General features: G+C 48.0%; 18 protein-coding genes. 15 read left to right on the top strand and 3 right to left on the bottom strand.

Annotation, left to right across the window (positions count from 1 at the left end; translation table 11 throughout):
• Positions 1 to 19: 19 nt before the first annotated feature.
• The 13 genes from fcl (at position 20) to NLX74_RS16300 (ending at position 14,824) form a co-directional block, all read left to right on the top strand.
• Entirely contained in the window at positions 20 to 958 is a 939-nt protein-coding gene (fcl, locus tag NLX74_RS16360; protein ID WP_039269546.1) for a GDP-L-fucose synthase, read from the top strand.
• A gap of 20 nt (positions 959 to 978) precedes the next feature.
• A complete protein-coding gene (gene gmd / locus NLX74_RS16355) occupies positions 979 to 1,968 on the top strand; it encodes a GDP-mannose 4,6-dehydratase (protein ID WP_013309172.1) in 990 nt (329 codons plus the stop codon).
• 122 nt (positions 1,969 to 2,090) lie between these two features.
• On the top strand, positions 2,091 to 3,434 hold the full coding sequence (locus NLX74_RS16350; RefSeq protein ID WP_069291333.1) for a flippase: 1,344 nt from the start codon (positions 2,091 to 2,093) through the stop codon (positions 3,432 to 3,434).
• Entirely contained in the window at positions 3,421 to 4,683 is a 1,263-nt protein-coding gene (locus tag NLX74_RS16345) for a hypothetical protein (protein ID WP_254329324.1), read from the top strand. Before NLX74_RS16350 ends, NLX74_RS16345 begins: the two co-directional genes overlap by 14 nt.
• 743 nt (positions 4,684 to 5,426) lie before the next feature.
• Positions 5,427 to 6,659, top strand: coding sequence for a glycosyltransferase family 4 protein (locus NLX74_RS16340; protein WP_254329323.1), 1,233 nt, complete (start codon positions 5,427 to 5,429; stop codon positions 6,657 to 6,659).
• Positions 6,656 to 7,897 carry a glycosyltransferase family 4 protein gene (locus NLX74_RS16335; protein ID WP_254329322.1) on the top strand — a complete coding sequence of 414 codons (1,242 nt, stop codon included), beginning with the start codon at positions 6,656 to 6,658 and terminating at the stop codon, positions 7,895 to 7,897. Before NLX74_RS16340 ends, NLX74_RS16335 begins: the two co-directional genes overlap by 4 nt.
• Positions 7,875 to 8,684: a WecB/TagA/CpsF family glycosyltransferase gene (locus NLX74_RS16330; protein ID WP_254329321.1), complete on the top strand. Its 810-nt coding sequence runs from the start codon at positions 7,875 to 7,877 to the stop codon at positions 8,682 to 8,684. The genes NLX74_RS16335 and NLX74_RS16330 overlap by 23 nt, the downstream gene beginning before the upstream one ends.
• A 51-nt stretch (positions 8,685 to 8,735) precedes the next feature.
• Positions 8,736 to 10,076 (top strand): UDP-glucose dehydrogenase family protein, encoded by a 1,341-nt coding sequence (locus tag NLX74_RS16325; protein ID WP_103048912.1) that lies wholly within the window; start codon positions 8,736 to 8,738, stop codon positions 10,074 to 10,076.
• 14 nt (positions 10,077 to 10,090) lie between these two features.
• The gene (locus tag NLX74_RS16320; protein WP_254329320.1) at positions 10,091 to 11,068 is read left to right on the top strand and encodes an LCP family glycopolymer transferase; all 978 of its coding nucleotides are present in this window, start codon (positions 10,091 to 10,093) and stop codon (positions 11,066 to 11,068) included.
• A gap of 132 nt (positions 11,069 to 11,200) precedes the next feature.
• The gene (locus tag NLX74_RS16315) at positions 11,201 to 11,692 is read left to right on the top strand and encodes a hypothetical protein (protein ID WP_061830260.1); all 492 of its coding nucleotides are present in this window, start codon (positions 11,201 to 11,203) and stop codon (positions 11,690 to 11,692) included.
• Between the two features lie 109 nt (positions 11,693 to 11,801).
• Positions 11,802 to 12,722: an ABC transporter ATP-binding protein gene (locus NLX74_RS16310; RefSeq protein ID WP_254329319.1), complete on the top strand. Its 921-nt coding sequence runs from the start codon at positions 11,802 to 11,804 to the stop codon at positions 12,720 to 12,722.
• Positions 12,715 to 13,497, top strand: coding sequence for an ABC transporter permease (locus NLX74_RS16305; RefSeq protein WP_254329318.1), 783 nt, complete (start codon positions 12,715 to 12,717; stop codon positions 13,495 to 13,497). The genes NLX74_RS16310 and NLX74_RS16305 overlap by 8 nt, the downstream gene beginning before the upstream one ends.
• Positions 13,498 to 13,738: 241 nt before the next feature.
• Complete coding sequence (locus NLX74_RS16300) at positions 13,739 to 14,824, top strand: AI-2E family transporter (RefSeq protein ID WP_061830257.1); 1,086 nt, start codon at positions 13,739 to 13,741, stop codon at positions 14,822 to 14,824.
• 43 nt (positions 14,825 to 14,867) lie between these two features.
• On the opposite strand, the gene NLX74_RS16295 is transcribed toward NLX74_RS16300, so the two are convergent.
• The gene (locus tag NLX74_RS16295) at positions 14,868 to 15,329 is read right to left on the bottom strand and encodes a bactofilin family protein (RefSeq protein WP_061830256.1); all 462 of its coding nucleotides are present in this window, start codon (positions 15,327 to 15,329) and stop codon (positions 14,868 to 14,870) included.
• Between the two features lie 45 nt (positions 15,330 to 15,374).
• Positions 15,375 to 16,406 (bottom strand): M23 family metallopeptidase, encoded by a 1,032-nt coding sequence (locus tag NLX74_RS16290; RefSeq protein WP_023987449.1) that lies wholly within the window; start codon positions 16,404 to 16,406, stop codon positions 15,375 to 15,377.
• A gap of 146 nt (positions 16,407 to 16,552) precedes the next feature.
• Here NLX74_RS16290 and cls point away from each other — a divergent pair, with 146 nt between their 5' ends.
• Both cls and NLX74_RS16280 read left to right on the top strand, forming a co-directional pair.
• On the top strand, positions 16,553 to 17,983 hold the full coding sequence (gene cls / locus NLX74_RS16285) for a cardiolipin synthase (RefSeq protein WP_254329317.1): 1,431 nt from the start codon (positions 16,553 to 16,555) through the stop codon (positions 17,981 to 17,983).
• A 195-nt stretch (positions 17,984 to 18,178) separates the two neighbouring features.
• Positions 18,179 to 19,123, top strand: coding sequence for a YitT family protein (locus NLX74_RS16280; protein ID WP_081276708.1), 945 nt, complete (start codon positions 18,179 to 18,181; stop codon positions 19,121 to 19,123).
• 69 nt (positions 19,124 to 19,192) lie between these two features.
• On the opposite strand, the gene ligD is transcribed toward NLX74_RS16280, so the two are convergent.
• Positions 19,193 to 20,095, bottom strand: a complete 903-nt coding sequence (ligD, locus tag NLX74_RS16275) for a non-homologous end-joining DNA ligase (RefSeq protein WP_254329316.1) — start codon at positions 20,093 to 20,095, stop codon at positions 19,193 to 19,195.
• Between the last annotated feature and the right edge of the window lie 47 nt (positions 20,096 to 20,142).

The following is a 20,142-nucleotide window of genomic DNA, read 5'->3' as shown; positions in this document are numbered from 1 at the left end:
AAGAAGGTAGGGGATAAGTATGGATCTTCATTCCAACATATATGTAGCAGGGCATAACGGACTGGTGGGTTCCGCTATTGTCCGAGCGCTTCAGAATGCGGGTTACCGTCATATTATTACTCGCACAAGCCGTGAACTGGATCTACGCAATAAAGAGGCCGTAGATCATTTTTTTGAAACAGAGCCTGTGGATTATGTATTTCTGGCAGCGGCCAAGGTTGGTGGGATTTTGGCGAATAACGAATATCCGGCTGATTTTATCCGTGACAATCTGCTTATACAAACGAATGTGATTGATGCGGCATACCGGGCGAATGTAGGCAAGCTGTTATTCCTCGGCTCTACCTGTATCTATCCTAAATTTGCTCCGCAGCCGTTGCGAGAAGAATATCTGCTTACGGGTGAACTGGAGCCTACTAATGAGGCCTATGCGATTGCTAAAATTGCCGGGATTAAAATGTGTCAGTCTTACAACCGTCAGTATGGAACTCGGTTTATTTCTGTGATGCCGACGAATTTATACGGTCCGGGCGACAATTTTGATCTCCAGACCTCTCATGTGCTACCTGCGCTCATCCGCAAGTTTCATGAAGCCAAGCTGAATCAATCTCCGACTGTAGAAGTATGGGGCTCTGGTACGCCGCGCCGAGAATTTCTTCATTCTGATGATCTGGCTGAAGCCTGTCTGTTCCTGATGAACAATTATGAGGGAAATGAAATTGTAAATATCGGCGTAGGTGAGGATATCTCCATTCGTGAGCTGGCTGAACGAGTGAAGAATGTAGTCGGCTATGAGGGAGAAATTACCTATAACACCTCCGCCCCTGATGGAACGCCGCGTAAGTTGGTAGATGTATCCCGTATTTCCGGACTGGGCTGGTCGGCGCGTATTTCACTAGAAGAGGGATTAAAGTCTGTGTATCAGGCATTTCAAGGCCTGGATCTGGTTGAACAATAAAAAACGGTGGGGGAATTGGAATGAAAAAAGCGCTGATCACAGGGATTACCGGACAAGACGGGTCCTATCTGGCTGAGTTGCTGCTGTCGAAGGATTATGAGGTATACGGGGTGCGCAGACGAACCAGCACACCGAACTTTGAAAATGTAGCGCATATCCAGAATGACATTCATTGGCTTTCCGGCGATATGACCGATCTGGCTTCATTGATCGAAGCCGTCCGTCAGTCCGACCCGGATGAGGTCTACAACTTGGCTGCTCAATCCTTTGTAGCGGCCTCGTGGCCGCAGCCGTTGGCTACAGGGCAGATTACAGCGCTATCTGTCACCAATATGCTGGAGGCGGTTCGAATTGCCAAACCGGAAGCGCGCTTTTATCAGGCGTCAAGCAGCGAGATGTTCGGTAAGGTGCTGGAGACACCCCAGACAGAAACGACTCCGTTTTACCCACGTAGTCCCTACGGTGTCGCCAAAGTGTACGGCCATTGGATTACAGTGAACTATCGCGAAAGCTTTGATATGTTTGCTTGCTCTGGCATTCTGTTCAATCACGAATCGCCACGCCGAGGACTGGAATTTGTAACGCGTAAAGTGTCGGATGCGGTAGCTCGTATCAAGCTAGGGTTGCAGCAGGAGCTGCGCATGGGAAATTTGGATTCACTGCGAGACTGGGGTTTTGCAGGCGATTATGTAAAGGCGATGTGGCTGATGCTTCAGCAGGATCAACCGGATGATTACGTCATTTCCACAGGAGAAATGCATTCTGTACGTGAACTGCTGCAAATTGCCTTTTCCCATGTAGGTTTAAATTATGAGGATTACGTCGTAATTGATCCTCAATTTGTCCGTCCGGCAGAGGTAGATTTATTGCTCGGCGATTGTGCCAAGGCGAAAGAAAAGCTGGGCTGGCGATTGGAAGTAGGCTTCGAGCAGCTCATTCATATGATGGTGGATACAGACTTGGAGCGGGTAAAAAGGCAGGCTGCAGTTGAAGCTTCTGTCGTCGTGTAAGAGATGGAGAGGCCACCCGCCTGAGCGGGGGTCTCTTCGCTGTACATGATTGCAGCTGCATTGACAGAACAGCAGGTTATAAGGCTGTGCGAAAGGTCATTTTTTAAGATGGAGTAAAACCTATGACATTAGTCAAAAAACGCGCCAAACCGCGCAGAAGTTTGCTGGTGAATACATCCTGGCTGTTCGGTGACAAAATGATTCGCATGGTGTTTGGCCTGGCAGTCAGCATCATCATGGCGAGAGTGTTGGGACCTGAGGAACTGGGAAAGTGGAATTATGCGGAATCCTTTTTCGGGATGTTTCTGATTTTCACGACCCTTGGCTTTGATTCTATATTAGTACGCGATCTTGTCAAAGACCCCAAGGATGAGCATGAGCTATTGGGGACGGCGGTTCTGCTGAAATTGGTAGGTACTCTGATAGCCATTGTACTGTCCTATTCCTTCATTTCACTGCTCAGACCGGAAGATAGTTCAGTGCGGTTGATCAATCTGATCCTGGCTACGGCCTCGATATTTCAATTGTTTGATATCATCGACTACTGGTTTCGTGCGCAGATGCTGTCCAAATACACGGTCGTTGCCAAGAATACCGCTTTTGTTCTCGGCTCCACCATCAAAATCATTCTGTTGTTGTCCGGTGTTCCGATATGGTTGGTAGCGTTGTGTGCTCATGGAGAGTTTCTGTTGGGAAGCTTGCTACTGCTGTATTTCTTCCATAAGGAAGGACGACGTGTGAACCGATGGACGTTCCGCTTAACCACAGCTCGCCGAATCATGAATCACAGCTGGCCGCTTATATTGTCATCCTCCGCTGTATATGTACAGGCACGGATCGATCAAGTCATTATCGGTGAACTGCTGGGGAATGCTGCGGTCGGGCAATACTCCGTTGCACTCCGACTCATCGAAGTGCTGGGCTTCATTCCGGTCGTTCTGACGACGGCTTATGCTCCGGTGGTGACGCGTTCCAAGCAGAAAGGAAGCGACGAATACAGGCAGACATTGTCCAAGGTGTATCGGCTGATGTTTATATGCTTTCTTGTGACCTCGGTACCTTTATTTTTTCTATCCCAATGGGTAGTGGTTGTGCTGTATGGGAGAGAATTTACCGAAGCAGGTTCGCTGTTGTCTCTGTTTGCGATTCGTCTGTTTTTCACCAACTTCAGTGTTGCTAAAAGCTTGTTTATTACCAATGAAAATTTGTTTAGATACACGCTGCTGACCTCGGTGGTAGGGGCGGTTACGAATATCGCTTTCAATTACGCGCTAATCCCTTTGCTTGGTGTCCGAGGGTCGTTAGTGGCGACAATCTTGTCCTTTACGATATCTGTATTTCTATTAGATTTGCTGTTTAAGGAAGTTAAATCTAATTTAGGTTGGATGATAAAGTCCATCCTGACCTTCTGGCGTGTTCAAATTACAGTACCGAAAGTTGGAGAGAACAATCATGATACCCATTAAACCGTTTGTTCGGCATGAGGAACAGTGCCCGCATTGTGGAGGTAAGGTACGTGGTGGAGAGGTGCTGTGGCAGGGAATCCATGTATGTGTCAGTACTGCGTGTGAGGGGTGCGGACGCGAATATCTCGAGGACATGAGGGTCGGTCATGCCACGTATTCACCTTATCGTGTAGAAATGCCTGACTATATTTTGACCGGTGATGCGAAGTCGAGAAAATGGCTCGGAGAGCCTTTGCGGCAATCGTTGATGAATCCTTCCTATGACTTAGCAGTCGGCATGACCGTGCATAAAATGAAAGCTTCTACACGTGTAATCATCGTCAACACTATGGATTATTTGTATGGTCATGCATTGCTCAAGCTGCTCAATGTGCAACGCGAATACGAGCAATCCCCGGACCTGGGAATTATCGTCATTGTGCAAAAGTCGCTGGAGTGGATGGTGCCAGCATATGTGTCTGAAATTTGGACGGTTGATGTGCCATTCAGCAGGGCACGTAACTTTTATCCTGTACTACATCATCGGATGATTGAGGAACTGATGCGTTTTGATGAGGTGTATGTCAGCCCGGCATATTCACATCCCAATCAGTTTGATATTGAGCAGTTTACAGGTGTTTCCCGCTATGACGAGGGACGTGAGTCGGAGCCGCGCATTACTTTCGTATGGAGGGAAGATCGCTTGTGGAGCGGCAGCCATCATATCGCAAGAGCGGTACAGAAATTTCCGCAGCTCAAACGTGGGCTAAAACCGCTAATTTATCATCAGCGCAGTAAAATCATACGGCTGTTCCGCAGGCTAAAAGAAAGCTTCCCAGATCATCGTTTTACAGTCGCTGGACTTGGGCGTACCGGGAGCTTCCCGGCATGGATTTCTGATGAGCGTGTCACACGCTTCGACCGGGAAAGTGAGCTGCGGGTCTGCGAGGTATACGCAGCCAGCCGATTAGTAATCGGTATCCACGGCTCTAATATGCTACTGCCGTCTGCGCATGCCAGCATGACCATTGATTTGATGCCCAAGGACCGATGGGGGAATTACGCTCAGGATATTTTATTTCACGAAACGGATCATCGGCTTACAGCCTACAAATACCGCTTTGTGCCGATGGAATCGAGTGTGACTCTAGTGGCAGATATGGCAGCAGCCCAGCTCAAAGGGGCAGATCATTTTAATATGCAGATGACGGAGGAAAAGCAGCGTGAGCATTCGGTTTGGAGGGGAGAGACTGCTTCGGGGCGGGTTTGATCCTGGAGCAACTATTGTGGATGGAAGGCCGCTTCGGGACGGATTTGATCTTCCGATCGCTGTTGACGAGGGATTCCCTGGATTGAATAGGCCCTGTAAGAGGTCGGAATCCCACGTCAAAGGCGAACGCTGACGCTTCTCCAGATTCAAACCCTTACCCTCCGCTACCCACCGCCGTCAAAAAGAATTTCCCCCAGCCCCTAGGGTGGGAAAGGTAAGAGCGTTTGGCGATAGCTTCGCCCTATCGCCGCGAACTTCTCGCCGGGCATGCATCCCGGCGTAATTAGTGCTCTGTACCGTTCTCTGTCAGGGTGACAGCGTTTGGTGGATAGCAATCTTTTAGCAGGCGACAATCTAGCCATCGTTAAGGTCTTGTGTCAGCCCAGTGGTAGTAGCTCTATGCTGTTCAATCATTTATCGCTAATGTGATCGGTATACAAGGTAGCGCGAAGTCAACGCCTGCGTGCATTCGCTCGCGTATATCCGCGCAGCGGGGGGCACTTCAGCATTCCCTTTTTTAAAATGGGGTGACTTTATAGACCCGGCGGTCAGTAGCGGAGCGGTCCATTTGAATCTGAAGAAGCGCTAGCGTTCGCCTTTGCAGTGGGATTCTTACCTCGGAATGTTTTATATCCAGGAATCCCACTGCAACAGCGATCGGAAGATCAAATGGAACGCGCAGCGTTCTCTGAACCCTCCGTGCTCCATAACTCACCCAATATGAAATGGCAGGAGCCCTGATGATGATTCGAAAAATATTGTATCTCCGCAATTTTGCCAGCAAAGTGAACGGGGACTCATACAATTTACAGGAAGTCGGTTTGGGCAAAGCACTCGTTCGAAAAGGCTATGATTGCGATATTGTTTACTACAACGATCGTAAAGAAACCCATCTGGAACAGGTCTACCGTCACGAAGGATGCACCTTGCGTATTATCTGGCTCCACGGGTTTAAGTTCTTAAGCAACAGCATCTACAGAGATGTTCTCAAAGATTCTTTTCTGGATGCCTATGATCTGGTCATTACTACAGAATACAACCAGATCATGACCTATCTGCTTTCCCGCAAATGTCCTGATAAGCTGGCGTTGTATCACGGCCCATACCGAGATAACACGCACGCGCTGATCCGCAAACTATACGATATTATGCTGCTTCCGAAGGTAGCAAAATCTCTACGCCGTACCTATGTCAAATCCGATCTTGCTAAGCGCTATTTGGAGAATAAAGGTTTTGACAACGTGGTTACGATTGGGGTCGGACTGGATCGCAGTAAAGTAGAGAGAGCATTCGATAGTGAAACCAGTAACAACAGTGAAGACATAAGCGGAGAACGTGAGGAAAACCGTGAGGTCGCGAATGAGCTGCGTAGAATCGGTGATCGTCCGGTGCTACTGTATGTTGGTGTATTGGAGGAACGGAGAAATATACGTTTTATGCTGACTACGTTCAAAAGGGTACTCCAAAAGCATCCTAGCTGCCTTTTGTTAATGGTCGGGGATGGACGGAAGACGGACACAGACCGCTATTGGACATATGCTCATGAACTGGGAATAACGGACAGTATTATACATTTTTCAAGAGTGGAGCAACGTCATCTGTGGCAGGTTTACGGAGCGGCGGATGTGATGCTGTTTCCGACCCAATACGATATTTTTGGTATGGTGCTGCTGGAAAGCATGCTGTTTCGCGTCCCGATTATCTCTTCGGTAAACGGGGGCTCGGTTACCTTGCTTGAGGACGGAGTGAGCGGAGTGATGCTGAGAAGCTTTTCAGAAGAGGAATGGTCTGGTCGAATAGGCGATTTGCTGGATAATGCTGAGCTGAGACGAAGTATGGCGGAGAAGGCCTTTCTTACGGTCGACCGTATGTCGTGGGATCGCATTGCGGATGAAATAGTAAGTCATCAAGGGATCAAACCTACGAGCTCGAACCACGCTATGCAATCAACGCAGGAAAGAGGGGCAACCACGTGAGCCAACAGGTCAGCAGACAGATGAACCCTCCTGTGAGCAAGGTGCTGATCATCCATAACTTTTATCAGCAAAGCGGGGGAGAAGACAAGGTTGTCGAGCAAGAATCAGCTATGCTGCGTTCCAGAGGAATAGAGACAGAGCATTACTATGTGCACAACGACAGCATTCAAAGCAGAGGGCTAGCGAACATGGCAAAGCTGGCGGTAGAGGCGGCATGGTCCCTGCCGGAATTCAAAAGAATCAAGAAGCTGCTTTTACAGGTGAAGCCAGATGTGGTACATGTGCATAATTTTTTCCCGGTTATATCCCCTTCGGTCTATCATGCTTGTGAACGGCTGGGGATTCCGGTTGTCCAGACACTTCATAATTACAGGCTGATTTGTCCGGCGGCAACCTTTATGCGAGGGAATAAGGTTTGTGAAAAATGTCTGCACGGCACGCTACTGCATTCCATCCGTCATGGATGCTATCGAGGTTCACAGCTTCAGACGATTCCGGTAGCGGCGATGATTAAGTTCAACGATCTGATCGGCACATGGCAGCACAAGGTAAGTCGCTATATTGCGCTGACAGAATTTGCACGGGACAAATTTGCCGAAAGCGGTATTCCACTGGATCGTATCGCGGTAAAGCCAAATTTTGTCCATCATAAAACAGTGAAAACCCAATATGACCCGAATGATCGTTATTTATTGTTCGTGGGGCGGATTTCTGCTGAAAAAGGGGTTCGCAATCTGCTGAAAGCTTGGTCACAGTTGGAAGATCGGGGGGGATTGAGACTGGTCATCATTGGGGATGGTCCGGAAAAGGCTGAATTGACCGCTGCTTATCCGCAGGAAGATGTTCGGTTTCTCGGTAAGCAGGATGGAGACACGGTACTGGATTGCATGAGCCGGGCCATGTATGTCATGGTGCCTTCCATTTGGTATGAAGGATTTCCCATGACCATTGTAGAGTCTTTTTCTGTTGGAACTCCGGTATTATGCAGCCGGCTAGGTGCACTGGAGGAAGTCGTGGAGGACGGGGTGACGGGTTTCCATTTTCAACATGATGATTTGGAAAATATAAAGACTGTGATTCGCTGTGCAGTAGCCTATGAAAACTATGCAGCTATGAGACAGAAGGTGTCGGAAAACTACGCTGCATGCTATACGGAAGAAGTGAATGTGAAGCAGCTGATGGCGATATATAGCGAGGCGATGGAGGAGCGTGATTATGAAGCAGCTGCCCCAATATAGAGTCGGAAGGATTGCGGAAGCAGATATTGCAGCACTTACGTTTCAGGAGACGGTACACATGCTGGAACAATGGGCAGTCGAACGAAAGGACGGCTATGTTTGTATTTGCAACACGCATTCCATTGTCACAGCCGGGAATCATTCCGAGTTCCACGAAGCGATCACTCAAGCCGATTTGTGTACTCCCGATGGTATGCCGTTGGTATGGGCGCTTAAGCTGTACGGATTTGAGCGTCAGGATCGGGTAGATGGTCCCAGTCTGATGCTCAAGTTGTGCGAACGTGCGCCACAGACGAAGGTAAGTATATATTTTTACGGCAGTACGCCGGATACGCTGGATAGCTTAAAAGAAAGAGTAGAACAGGATTACCCTGGAATCCGCATCGCTGGCAGCTTTTCACCACCATTTCGTGAGCTTCATCCAGATGAGGAGGAGCGGATCATTGATGAAATCAATGCGTCTGGCGCGCATATCATATTCGTCAGCTTAGGCTGCCCGAAGCAGGAAATATGGATGCATCGAAACAAAGACCGCATTCATGGCGTGATGATTGGAGTAGGGGCGGCCTTTGACTATATCACTGGAAAGGTTCGTAGACCGCCACTAGCGATACAAAAGCTGGGGCTGGAGTGGCTGTACCGTCTGATCTGTGAACCGAAGCGATTATGGAAGAGGTATGCCTATAACAATCCGATGTATGTATACCGTTTTCTAAAATCTTATCGGCAAAACAAACGGCTTATGCTTTATCATAATCGGCTTGCAGGAAGAGATATAGAGAAGTGAAGTCGGTAAAAGCAGGATGCAATGAGACAGCATGTAAAAGGGGGAGTTGCTTTGAAGTTATGTGTAATTGGTGCAGGGTATGTCGGGCTGGTGTCGGGGGTCTGTTTTGCCGCACTCGGGAATACCGTCGTCTGTGTAGATCAGAATGAGGATAAAATTCATCAGCTGCGTGCAGGTGGGGTGCCGATTTATGAACCGGGATTAAAGGCTCTAATTAAAGATAATGTAGAACAAGGCCGACTAAGCTTTACAACAGATACGGCTGCTTCGGTGGAGGCAGCCGAAATTGTTATTTTGGCGGTCGGCACGCCTTCACTGCCAGGCGGAGAAGCGAACCTGTCCTATATTGAAGAAGCCGCCTGCGAGGTGGCAGACGCCATGAATGGCTACAAAGTAATTGTCACCAAAAGCACGGTGCCTGTCGGAACGAACGAACGTATTCAAAATTGGATTGCGAGCCGCACAAATTATCCGTTTGGTGTGGCTTCGGTTCCCGAATTTTTACGTGAAGGTTCAGCAGTCATAGACACCCTACAGCCAGATCGAATCATCATCGGAGCTTCCGATCCGCATGTGTCCGCTGTGCTGACTACACTGCACGAGCCGCTGACGACAAATATCGTAACCACGGATATCCGTTCGGCGGAGATGATCAAGTACGCGTCGAATGCTTTTTTGGCGACCAAAATTTCGTTTATTAATGAGATTGCAAATATTTGCGAAAAGGTGGGCGCAGACGTTACACGCGTGGCACATGGTATGGGACTGGATCAGCGGATCGGTTCCTCCTTTTTGTCTGCTGGTATCGGCTATGGGGGTTCCTGTTTTCCCAAGGATACACAAGCTCTGATCCAAATTGCAGGTAACGTGGACTATGAATTCAAGCTGCTGAAATCTGTGGTAGAAGTGAATCAGGGGCAACGTTTTAACGTGATTCGTAAGCTGAAAGAGGCGCTGGGTGATCTGGAGGGAGCTACGATTGGTATATGGGGACTGGCTTTTAAACCGAATACAGATGACGTAAGAGATGCCCCGGCGCTGGATATCATGCAGTCGCTGCTGGAGGCAGGGGCGCAAATTCGTGCATATGACCCAATCGCTACCGCTAACTTCCGCAGACTGCTGGACAGCTCGGAAGTAACGTGGGCAGATAGCGCACGAGAAGCGGCAGAGGGATGTGACGCACTGTGTCTATTGACGGAATGGGAAGAATTTGGTGATATCGGGTTGGGTGAGCTGAATGAGCTTATGAAGTATCCAATTATGATTGACGGACGCAATGTGTACAGCGAGGAGCAAATCAGACAATCCGCCTTTGCATACTATTCTGTCGGCAGGCCACAGATGAACAATCTGGATGTAGATCGTCATCAGTCTGTAGTGAATCCGTAAAGGGGAGGCTGCGTATGAAACGATGGCTGAAGGTGACATTGGGGGCTGCGGCGTTATTGCTCGTAGGGGCTACTGCCTACACCGCTTATGTGTATCATTCCTTTAAAACAGCGGCGAATGCGATGTATCATCCGCGCAGCATCGTGCAGCCTGGGGCGGTTTCTACCCTTGCAACGGGCGGAGCAGGGCGATCTGTAGGTACAGACATTGGATCAAGTATACCCAATCCGGCAGCCATCTCCCAGTTCAAGCCGTTCACCGTGCTGGTGCTGGGCGTAGATCGGCGGCCTCACGATCCAGGACGATCGGATACGATGATCGTTTTGTCTGTTAACCCTGATGAAGGCTCTATGTTGATGTTCAACATTCCGCGTGATACGCGAACAGAGTTGATCGGCAAGGGGCGTGAGGACAAAATCAATCACGCTTTTGCTTTTGGGGGCGTGGATATGTCGATCCGTACGGTAGAGCATTTTTTGAACCATCCGATAGATTACTATGTACAGATGAACATGGAAGGGTTTGCGAAAATGGTGGACCTTATGGGGGGAGTCGAGGTTTATAATCCACTTGATTTTCAATATGAGGGCCATCATTTTGCGCAGGGTAATTTGAACTTGAACGGGGCTGAGGCGTTGGCCTACGCCCGTATGCGATTCGATGATCCACGTGGGGATCTCGGAAGAAATGCCCGCCAGCGGGAGCTACTCAAGCAAATTCTGACCCAGTCCATCAGCAAGGAAGGGCTGTTGAGGGTAAAGCCGATACTGGAAGCAGCGGGGGAGCAGATTCGCACAGACATTACCTTTGACGATATGACCACTTTCCTGACCCGGATCGGTCCGTCCCTCAAGCAGACGGATACCGTTGAACTGAAGGGACATGGGCGTAAAATCAACGGTGTATATTATTACATTGTGGAGGAGCAGGAACGCCAGCGTCTCCATGGAGTGCTGGAGAAGCACATGCTTACCACGGCCATATCGCCTTAGGTAAGCCTTATGTAGACGGGTGCCCTATTTGGGAGGTCACCCGTTATTTTCTTCTAAAGACTTCTAAACAAGGCTTGTCCCACATACATCTGTAAAGAATTCGGTATAGTCCAACAGAGGGAGGGGCAATGTGTGCTGTTTAGAAGGAGAGCGGCTTCGGCGTTCGTCCGTAAGCTATTATATTTTGCCATCATTTGTGGATTGTTATGGCTGCTGTGGTTGGGTCTGCGCGGGGTGATGTCTACAGGCGAGGGCGATCAAGCGGTAGAAGCACTGAACGAGTTCTACACTATGGAGCAATCGGGAAATTTCGGAGGTTCATGGGAGTTTTTTCATTCGCAAATGAAAAAGAAATTCGAGAAATCTACGTATGTACAGCAGCGTGCGCACGTTTTTATGCAGGATATGGGGACGGATACGTTCACGTTTGAACTGGGGGAGCCGCAGGCTGAGTATGATATTCGTACCGATCCGAATGGAGAAGAGTTAGGGAAGGTTTACCGTATTACGGTCACTCAGCATTACAAGACCCGATTCGGTAATTTTGATATCGTACAGCCTTGTTATGTGACACAGGAAGATGAGAAATGGCGGGTGCTTTGGATATACAAGGACAAGGAATAGAGGTTGCGTGGTGTTTCTAAAAGGTTAAATATGGTACAATACTTCCAAAACCGGAAATGTACAGTAAAATGGATAACAGCTTCACTCCGGATGGAAGGAGTTTCATAGTATGCAGCAAGCGACAGGACAGGTTCCCGTCATACGTATGGAGGGTGTGAGTAAAATCATTTCCTCAAAAGCGATCGTGGATGATCTGACGCTGGAGGTTCCGGCGGGACAGGTATTTGGTTTCCTCGGACCCAATGGTGCGGGAAAAACGACTACCATCCGTATGATGGTTGGCCTGATTTCGATCAGCAAGGGCGATATTCATATTTGTGGAGACAGCATTAATACCGATTTTGAGAAGGCCGTTTCCCATGTCGGCGCGATTGTTGAGAACCCGGAGATGTACAAGTTTTTGACAGGCTATCAAAATTTGCAGCATTTTGCGCGAATGTCTCCTGGGGTGACCCCAGAGCGCGTGGATGAAGCGATTCGTTTGGTGGGACTCGGAAACCGAATTCATGATAAAGTAAAAACCTACTCGCTCGGGATGCGGCAGCGACTTGGGGTAGCTCAGGCGATTTTGCATCGACCGAAGCTGCTCGTGCTGGACGAGCCGACCAACGGCTTGGACCCGCAGGGTATTCGAGAACTGCGGGATTATTTGCGTCAATTGACCCGTACGGAAGGAATTACCGTGTTCGTATCAAGCCATTTGTTGTCCGAGATGGAGATGATGTGCGACCGTGTAGCCATTATTCAGAGCGGACGGCTGGTTGATATCAAGCAGCTGAAGAATACAGGGGGGGAAGTGCAGACGGCAGAAATTGCTTTTGAGGTAAATGATGCCGAGCAAGCTTATGCGCTTGCTGGAGCAGGGCGCGTCGAAGGCAATCAACTGCTGCTTCACTTGGAGCGGGAACAGATCGCAGAGATGAACAGCCTGCTGGCTGCAAACGGAATTAAAGTATATGCGATTCGCCCGATTGCCCGTACGCTGGAAGATCAATTTTTGGAAGTGACGGGAGGCGGGTTCATTGGCTGATTTCTTCAAGCTGGTACATAACGAAAATCTGAAAATTTACCTGCGTGTGCGCACATGGATTATGCTGGGTCTGCTGGCGGTCATCACGGCTGCGATTCCGATGCTGATTTCCCTGGTTTCCGATCAGGTCAGCGTGTGGGATGGGATTGCGTTGACGACGTTGTTTACATTTTTCCTCAATACGACGTTTACGGTCATTGTAGCCGCTGATTCGGTGGCTGGTGAATTTACTTGGGGAACGATTAAGTTGTTGCTCATCCGACCTTGGACTCGCAGCAAAATATTGTTGTCCAAGTATATATCCGTGATTTTGTTCAGTTTGCTCGGAACGATCATTTTGATCTTGATGGTTACGCTGTCCTCATGGCTGATGTTATCCAAGGATGCACCAGCGGGTTCTGTTCCGCTGTTCAGTGATCCGATATCTTATGTAACGCTGAACTTTTTGTATAGCTATATCGCCTTATTCGTGACGATGGCCTTTGCATTTATGCTATCCGCAGTTTTCCGTTCCAGTGCCTTGGCGATTGGGCTGTCGTTGTTCATGATGTTCACCAAAACAGTCTATAACTCTATTGGCTTGTTCAGCACAGATCGTTATGAATGGACCAAATACGTACTATTTACACATATGGATCTGAAAAAATATCTAGATATGCCGCCGGGTACAGTAAGTTCCAGTCTAACCTTTTCGCTCACCGTGCTGGTCGCCTATTATGTGATTTTTATCGCCATTGCCTGGGTGGTTTTCGTAAAACGGGATGTTTCGACCTAAATGGAAGTGTCGTAGAGTAACACAAAGGACGTTCAAATGCCTAGCATTTGGACGTCCTTTTATTATTTCAGGAATTTGCAAAATCCTAATTTAACACTATTTTATACTGTATCTATGTCATTTTTGCTACACATTCTGCGTGTAGGGGTATATTGTAATCTATTTTCAGCAACAATCAATCAATAGGGTCATTTTGCGTTTAAAGAGGTAGAGAGAACAGAACAGAGGGGGGCCGCATGATATGCTGCAAAATAATCGTTTTTTTCGTCTGACTACTGGTATTGTCATGCTATTACTCATCATTTACTTGGGCACCAAAGTAAGCTTTATATTCAGTCCTCTCGTATCTTTGGTCAGCTTGCTGGTTGTGCCGTTGATGCTATCTTTTTTCCTCTATTATTTATTGAGGCCGATTGTAGATGTAATGGAACGTAGAAAAATCAAACGATCTATCTCCATTTTGCTGATTTATTTGGTCATTGGAGTGTTATTGTTTGTTTTCTCATGGGGTGTGTGGCCTACGCTGCGTGATCAGGTAACCAATTTATTTGAAAATGCGCCGAAGCTCATTAAAAGTCTGGTTGATCAATTGAGCCAATGGCGGCATAATCAATCCTTGAGACAAGTGCTGCCTCCGGGTGAAGACCCGCTGTCACAACTGTCAGATACGTTGAACGAAGCTTTTTCGACACTGTCTGATTACTCGGTAAAGCTGGTATCGTTCGTATCCTACTTTTTTATCGTATTGGCTACTTTTCCCATATTGCTCTATTACATGCTTAAGGAAGGGAGCAAATTTGGCCCTAAAATGCTAAACTTCTTTCCTAAAAAATATCACAAAGACGCGTTAGAGGTCATGGAAGATATCGATAGCGCGCTCAGCAGCTTTATCGTGAGTCGGGTGCTGATCAATGTCGCGTTGGGTGTGATGATGTTCCTTGGATTTTTAATTATAGGTTTGCCTTATGCCTTGCTGCTCGCCGTTATTTCGATTTTTCTTAATTTTATTCCCTATGTGGGGGCAGTGGCTGCTTCTATACCTGTAGTTATTATTGGATTTCTCGAATCACCTTCGATGGCGCTCTGGTCGCTGGTCGTGGTGATTGCTGCACAGCAAATTCAGGATAATTGGCTGTCACCTATAGTTTTTGGCAAGCAGCTGGATATTCATCCGTTGACAGTCGTTATTTTACTGTTGGTTGGTGGCGACCTGCTCGGGATTCTGGGCATCATTTTGGTGATTCCATTGTATATGTGCGGAAAAATTGTCATACGTAAGGTGTACCAATTATTTTTGGAACGCAGAGTGGAGGATATTATGGAATGAATGGAGAATGCACTGGGTTTAATGGAGTGAGTGTATATTGATTTTATCCTGCTTCGGATTGCAGATCGGCTTGGCTGTCCTCCCTGTTTTTGCTGAAACTAGATTGGGTTTCGTCGTTTGACTCATCCGTAGAAGTTGACAACTCTACATCCTTCGTTCGGTTCATTTGACTTGTGCCGTCCAGTACACCGCCTTCAGATATGACCAATGCAGCGGTCGCCGTATTTCCGTACAGTTCACCTGTCGGCGTAATGGTCAGTCGTCCTTCTGTAGTAATGCTGCCGAACACCTTACCGGCAAGAATGACGTCTTGTGCGATGATGTCCGAACGTACCACAGCAGATTCTCCAATGACGACAGTACGAGTGCTGCGGATATCGCCCTGAAAATGACCGTCAATCCGAATATTGGCCTCTGCCTCAACTGTACCTTCAAAGCTGGTGCCATTAGCGAGCAGTGTATCCATAGCTGGGGCGGAGAGTTTTTTTTTGGATTCCTTGAACATGATGGTTTTCCCCCAATCTTTTATTGTAAGGATTTTGAAAAGTCCTCATTGTACATACAGTAATGGATCGACAGGTTGGTTATGCTTGACGATCTGAAAATGAAGATGAGGTCCCGTGCTTCTCCCGGTACTTCCTAACAGACCGATGGTCTGTCCTTTGTGGACACGATCTCCCGGAGCCACCTGCATGCCGCTCAGGTGCATATACCAGCTCTGGAGTCCGTCAGGATGCTGGATGATGATGCACTTGCCGCGGGCTCCGCTAGAAGCAGCCTCCAAGACGGTGCCTGCTCCTGCTGCATAGACAGGATCACCGGTTTGTCCGGCAATGTCCACGCCTGAATGAAAGGCAGACCTACCTGTAAAAGGGTCGCTGCGATAGCCGAAGCTGGAGGTCATTCGCCGTGAACCTACAGGCCAAACGGAGGGATTCCCTTGTTCGGCAAGAGCCAGCCTACGGGTCTGGAGTAGCTGTGCGGCTTGTTTGCGCTCCAGATTCTGCTGCACGGCATTTGCTTGCTGAATAGAGCGGGGAACCGTACGTTCCACCGTGTCCAACAGAGATTCGATCTCCTGAAAATCATCCATTGCCTGGCGAGTTAGGAGGGCAGTATTTTCATGCACTGCGATCAGTTCACCTCCAATATGGCCGGAAGCATCCCAGGAGAGCGGCGTCATGGTCTTTTTATGGTTACTTGTGGCAGATGAGTTTCCGTGTTTACGAATGAATTGCTGCATTTGTTGTTCCAGCTCTGTTACGCGCTGAAGGCGTTCACGAATATTGGTGGCTTGATTCGTCAGCTCCATGACTTCCTGCCGTAGTCGCCCAATGGCTGCATCCTTGTCCGCTACCGTGACCTCCATCTGCAAACTCTGGACAGCAAGATTCGTTTCCATTTGGGAGATAATATGGGAAGAACGGATTTGCAGCCCGATCACGAGTGTAGAGATAGACGCGATCACAAGAGTCGGGACGAGAATGACAGCGGCTGTAGAGCATTGTAGCTGCTTGGGCGGTTGCTGTGCATCCCGAATAACAAGCAGGGTCATCCGGCGATTTAGGCTTCCTTTTTTCATAATCGCTCCTTTCCGGACATCGCTCCTATAGTGCTTGGTTACTATCTATTCAGCTTAAGAGGCAAACATGTCAAAAAAATTGGAGCTTAGTATAAAACGTAGATGAGGATTTTGCAAAATCCTAAGATATATAAGGAGGCTTAGACATGCTGTGGTTGCTGTTGGCTTTAATTGTTTTTATTTTTCAGACCGGGACGATCCTGCTCTTTGAATTTCGCAAGCCGTCCAAAGCGGTAGCCTGGCTCTTTATTTTGTTTTGCTTCCCGCTCATTGGCTTTGTCGTGTACTACTTTGTTGCACAGGATTATCAGAAGCGCAAAATGGTCCGAAAAGGGGGATCGCAGCTGTTTCGTGAATTTCGCGAGCGTCTGTGGGCGCAATCCAAAGTGATTGAACAGGTGGAGCAAATGCATAATCCTCATTTCAAGCATCAGGAGCGTCTGTTTAACCAGTTAATTCGCATGTCAGAAAACCCGTTGACTGGATGTAATCGCACACGTGTGCTGACGAACGGTGAAGAAACCTTCGAGGCTATGCTGACAGCGATGGAACAAGCGCAACATCATATCCATGTGGAGTTTTACATATTTCGGGCCGATGAAATTGGAAGAAAGTTTCAAGAGGTCATGATCCGCAAGGCACGTGAGGGAGTAAAGGTACGATTCATTGTGGACGGTGTAGGAAGTTACAATTTGCCTTATTCCTTTATTCGTACCTGTAGTGAGGCGGGAGTGGAATTTCATTATTTTCTACCTCCGTTTTTCGCCACTTTGGATCGCCGGATTAACTATCGCAATCACAGGAAAATCGTGGTGGTTGACGGCATGATTGGATTTGTGGGTGGGATTAATATAGGCGACGATTATCTCGGAAAATACCCCAAAGTGGGATTTTGGAGGGATACGCATTTGCAGATTGAAGGAGATAGCGTCTATTTTCTGCAAAATGCATTTCTTAGCGACTGGAAGCTGGCCTCAGGGGAGAGATTGATGGATGTGAATTTTTTTCCTCCACATACCTGCACCGGGGATGAGGAAGTACAGATTTTGAGCAGCGGTCCCGATCAGGTATGGGATACGATTCAGGAAATGTGTTTTGGTGCGCTCACGGTTGCCAAAAAGCGGATTTGGATTACGACGCCGTATTTTATTCCCGATCCGGGGATTCATGAGGCGCTCAAGCTGGCAGCAGTCAGTGGCGTAGATGTGAAAATTATTATTCCCTACCAATCTGACTCGAAGCTGGTTCATCTGGCGTCTTTATCCTATGTGCAAGAACTGTTGGAGACAGGGGTGGAGTTCTACCAATATCGAAAAGGATTTATTCACGCCAAAGTAGTGATTGTCGATGATTTACTCGGCTCGGTCGGGACCGCCAATATGGACATGCGCAGCTTTTTCTATAATTTTGAGTTGACCGCTGTAGTTTTTGCTAATTCAGCGCTGGAACGGCTTTCGGCAGATTTTGTAGAGGACATTTCCAACTCCTCACGCATTGATTTGAACGTGTTCCGCAGACGGCCTCGATCTCAGAAAACAGCTGAAATTCTAACTCGCATGCTCTCTCCACTCCTTTAAAGGCGATTTTCGACGTTTTTATCGCTATAATCCCACTTTATTGTGATTTATGTGCTCTTTGCTAACTTTTTTGCGCAAAATCGCAGTTTTATGGTATACTATTCATATAACACAAGCGCGGTAAAGGAGAGGGGACTGCGGATAGCAGCCCCTTTTTCGGTCCAATATACCATACTGTAACGGGGGGATTTATATATGAGTGTAGTGAGCAAGGAAGTCCAAAATCTGTCTGAGATCACAGATGTGACCGGAGAGTTGACCAAGATCAGCAAAATTCCAGCTAATCCGAAGAACAAAGTAAAACGCCTGTTTCAGCGTGCAGCCATGATTGTGGTTGGTGCAGCTCTGATGGCAGTGGGATTGGAAATATTTCTGGTTCCTAACGGCGTTATTGACGGAGGCGTTACAGGTATTTCCATCATGGCCTCCAAGATTACTGGCTATCCGCTCGGTATTTTCCTGACCCTGTTGAACCTTCCATTTTTACTTATCGGCTACAAACAAATCGGTAAAACCTTCGCTTTATCCACATTATTCGGTATCGTCGTTATGTCCATCGGAACCGCGTTACTTCACAATGTAAGTGCATTGACTCCTGGCGAACCGCTGCTCGGCGCTATTTTTGGGGGCGTCATTCTCGGTGTTGGGGTGGGTCTTGTGATTCGGTCCGGCGGCTCGCTGGATGGGACAGAGATCGTAGCTATTCTCGTCAGTGAAAAAACTCCTTTTTCGGTCGGTGAGATCGTACTGTTCGTTAATATCTTCATTCTGGGAAGTGCAGGTTTTGTGTTCGGTTGGCCAAATGCCCTTTATTCCATGATTGCTTATTATATCGCCATGAAAATGATTGATATTACGATTGAAGGTCTGGATCAGTCCAAATCGGTCTGGATTATTAGTGAAAAATACCGTGATATCGGGGATGCCCTGACAGACCGTCTTGGACGGGGCGTCACTTATCTGGAAGGTGAAGGCGGCTTTACGGGCGAAAGCAAGAAAGTGATTTTCGTCGTCATTACCCGACTGGAGGAAGCGAAGCTGAAGAGCATCGTTGAAGATTGGGACCCGCACGCTTTCGTTGCGATCGGTAACATTCACGATGTGAAGGGCGGACGCTTTAAGAAAAAAGGAATACACTAGCGCAAGGGGACAATTTCTCAGCCTAATGGCTGCGGGGTTCGTCCCCTTTTTTGTTCTTCCAAGCATGGATCAGGTTCGGTGTGCCTTGGTGCGCATATGCTTGAGAACGTCTTCTACGGGCTGGGGAGGAACCTTGTCGATCAAGTCGCCTACCTGGTTTAGTCGTTCCTCAATATTCAGCAAATGGTAGTCAAGTGGTGATACATCTTGCCGTACCTCTTCCCAGGTTAGCGGAGTAGAGACCGTAGCGCCGGGGCGTGCCCGCGGGGTATAAGGAGCGGCCAGAGTTTTCCCCTGATAATGCTGCAAATAATCAAAATAGATGGCTGTTCCACGGTCCTTCTTTAACCGTTCGAGTGTGAACAGATGCGGGTGCTTTTCTGTCACAAACTGCCCGACTAATAGCCCGATGCTGCGAAGTTCGTCGAAGGTTATGCCTGTACGGATCGGAACGATAATTTGTACACCTGTAGCCCCGGATGTTTTGGGGACGGAATCCAAACCAAGCGAAGCCAGTACTTCACCGACAATAGAGGCGGCCTCCATAATACGTGGCTCCACCTCTCTGGATGGATCAAGGTCTATCATCCATTCACAGGGCAGCTTGCTTCCCGCTTCATGTAGAGAGGGGTGGAATTCTAACGCAGCCTGATTACCAAGCCAGAGAAGTTGTGGCAATTTGCCGAGCACAATATATTCAATACCGTCATGCAGAGCGGTTTCAATATAGTCCGGCCGAGGACGTGGGGCATTTTTTTGATAAAAAAAATCACCATGAATCCCATGTGGCCAGCGGATGACGGTCAGCAGACGATGATGGCAATATTTGAGCAGGAAGGGAGCCAATACCGCGAGCTTGCGAAGATATAGCGCCTTAGTCACGCCTGCTTCAGGCCACAGCGGTTTATCTGGGTTTGTGATAGAAATTTCCTGACCTTCAATGGTAATTGTGCCTTTAACAGCTTGTCCCATAGTGCTACCTCCTTTGGTTAATATGCAGCAAAATCTTTATTTATAGG

The sequence above is a fragment of the Paenibacillus sp. MZ03-122A genome (assembly GCF_024213325.1).
GTDB lineage: Bacteria > Bacillota > Bacilli > Paenibacillales > Paenibacillaceae > Paenibacillus > Paenibacillus polymyxa_B.
Note: the sequence above shows the minus strand (reverse complement) of the source record. Positions and strands in the feature narration are given on the sequence as shown.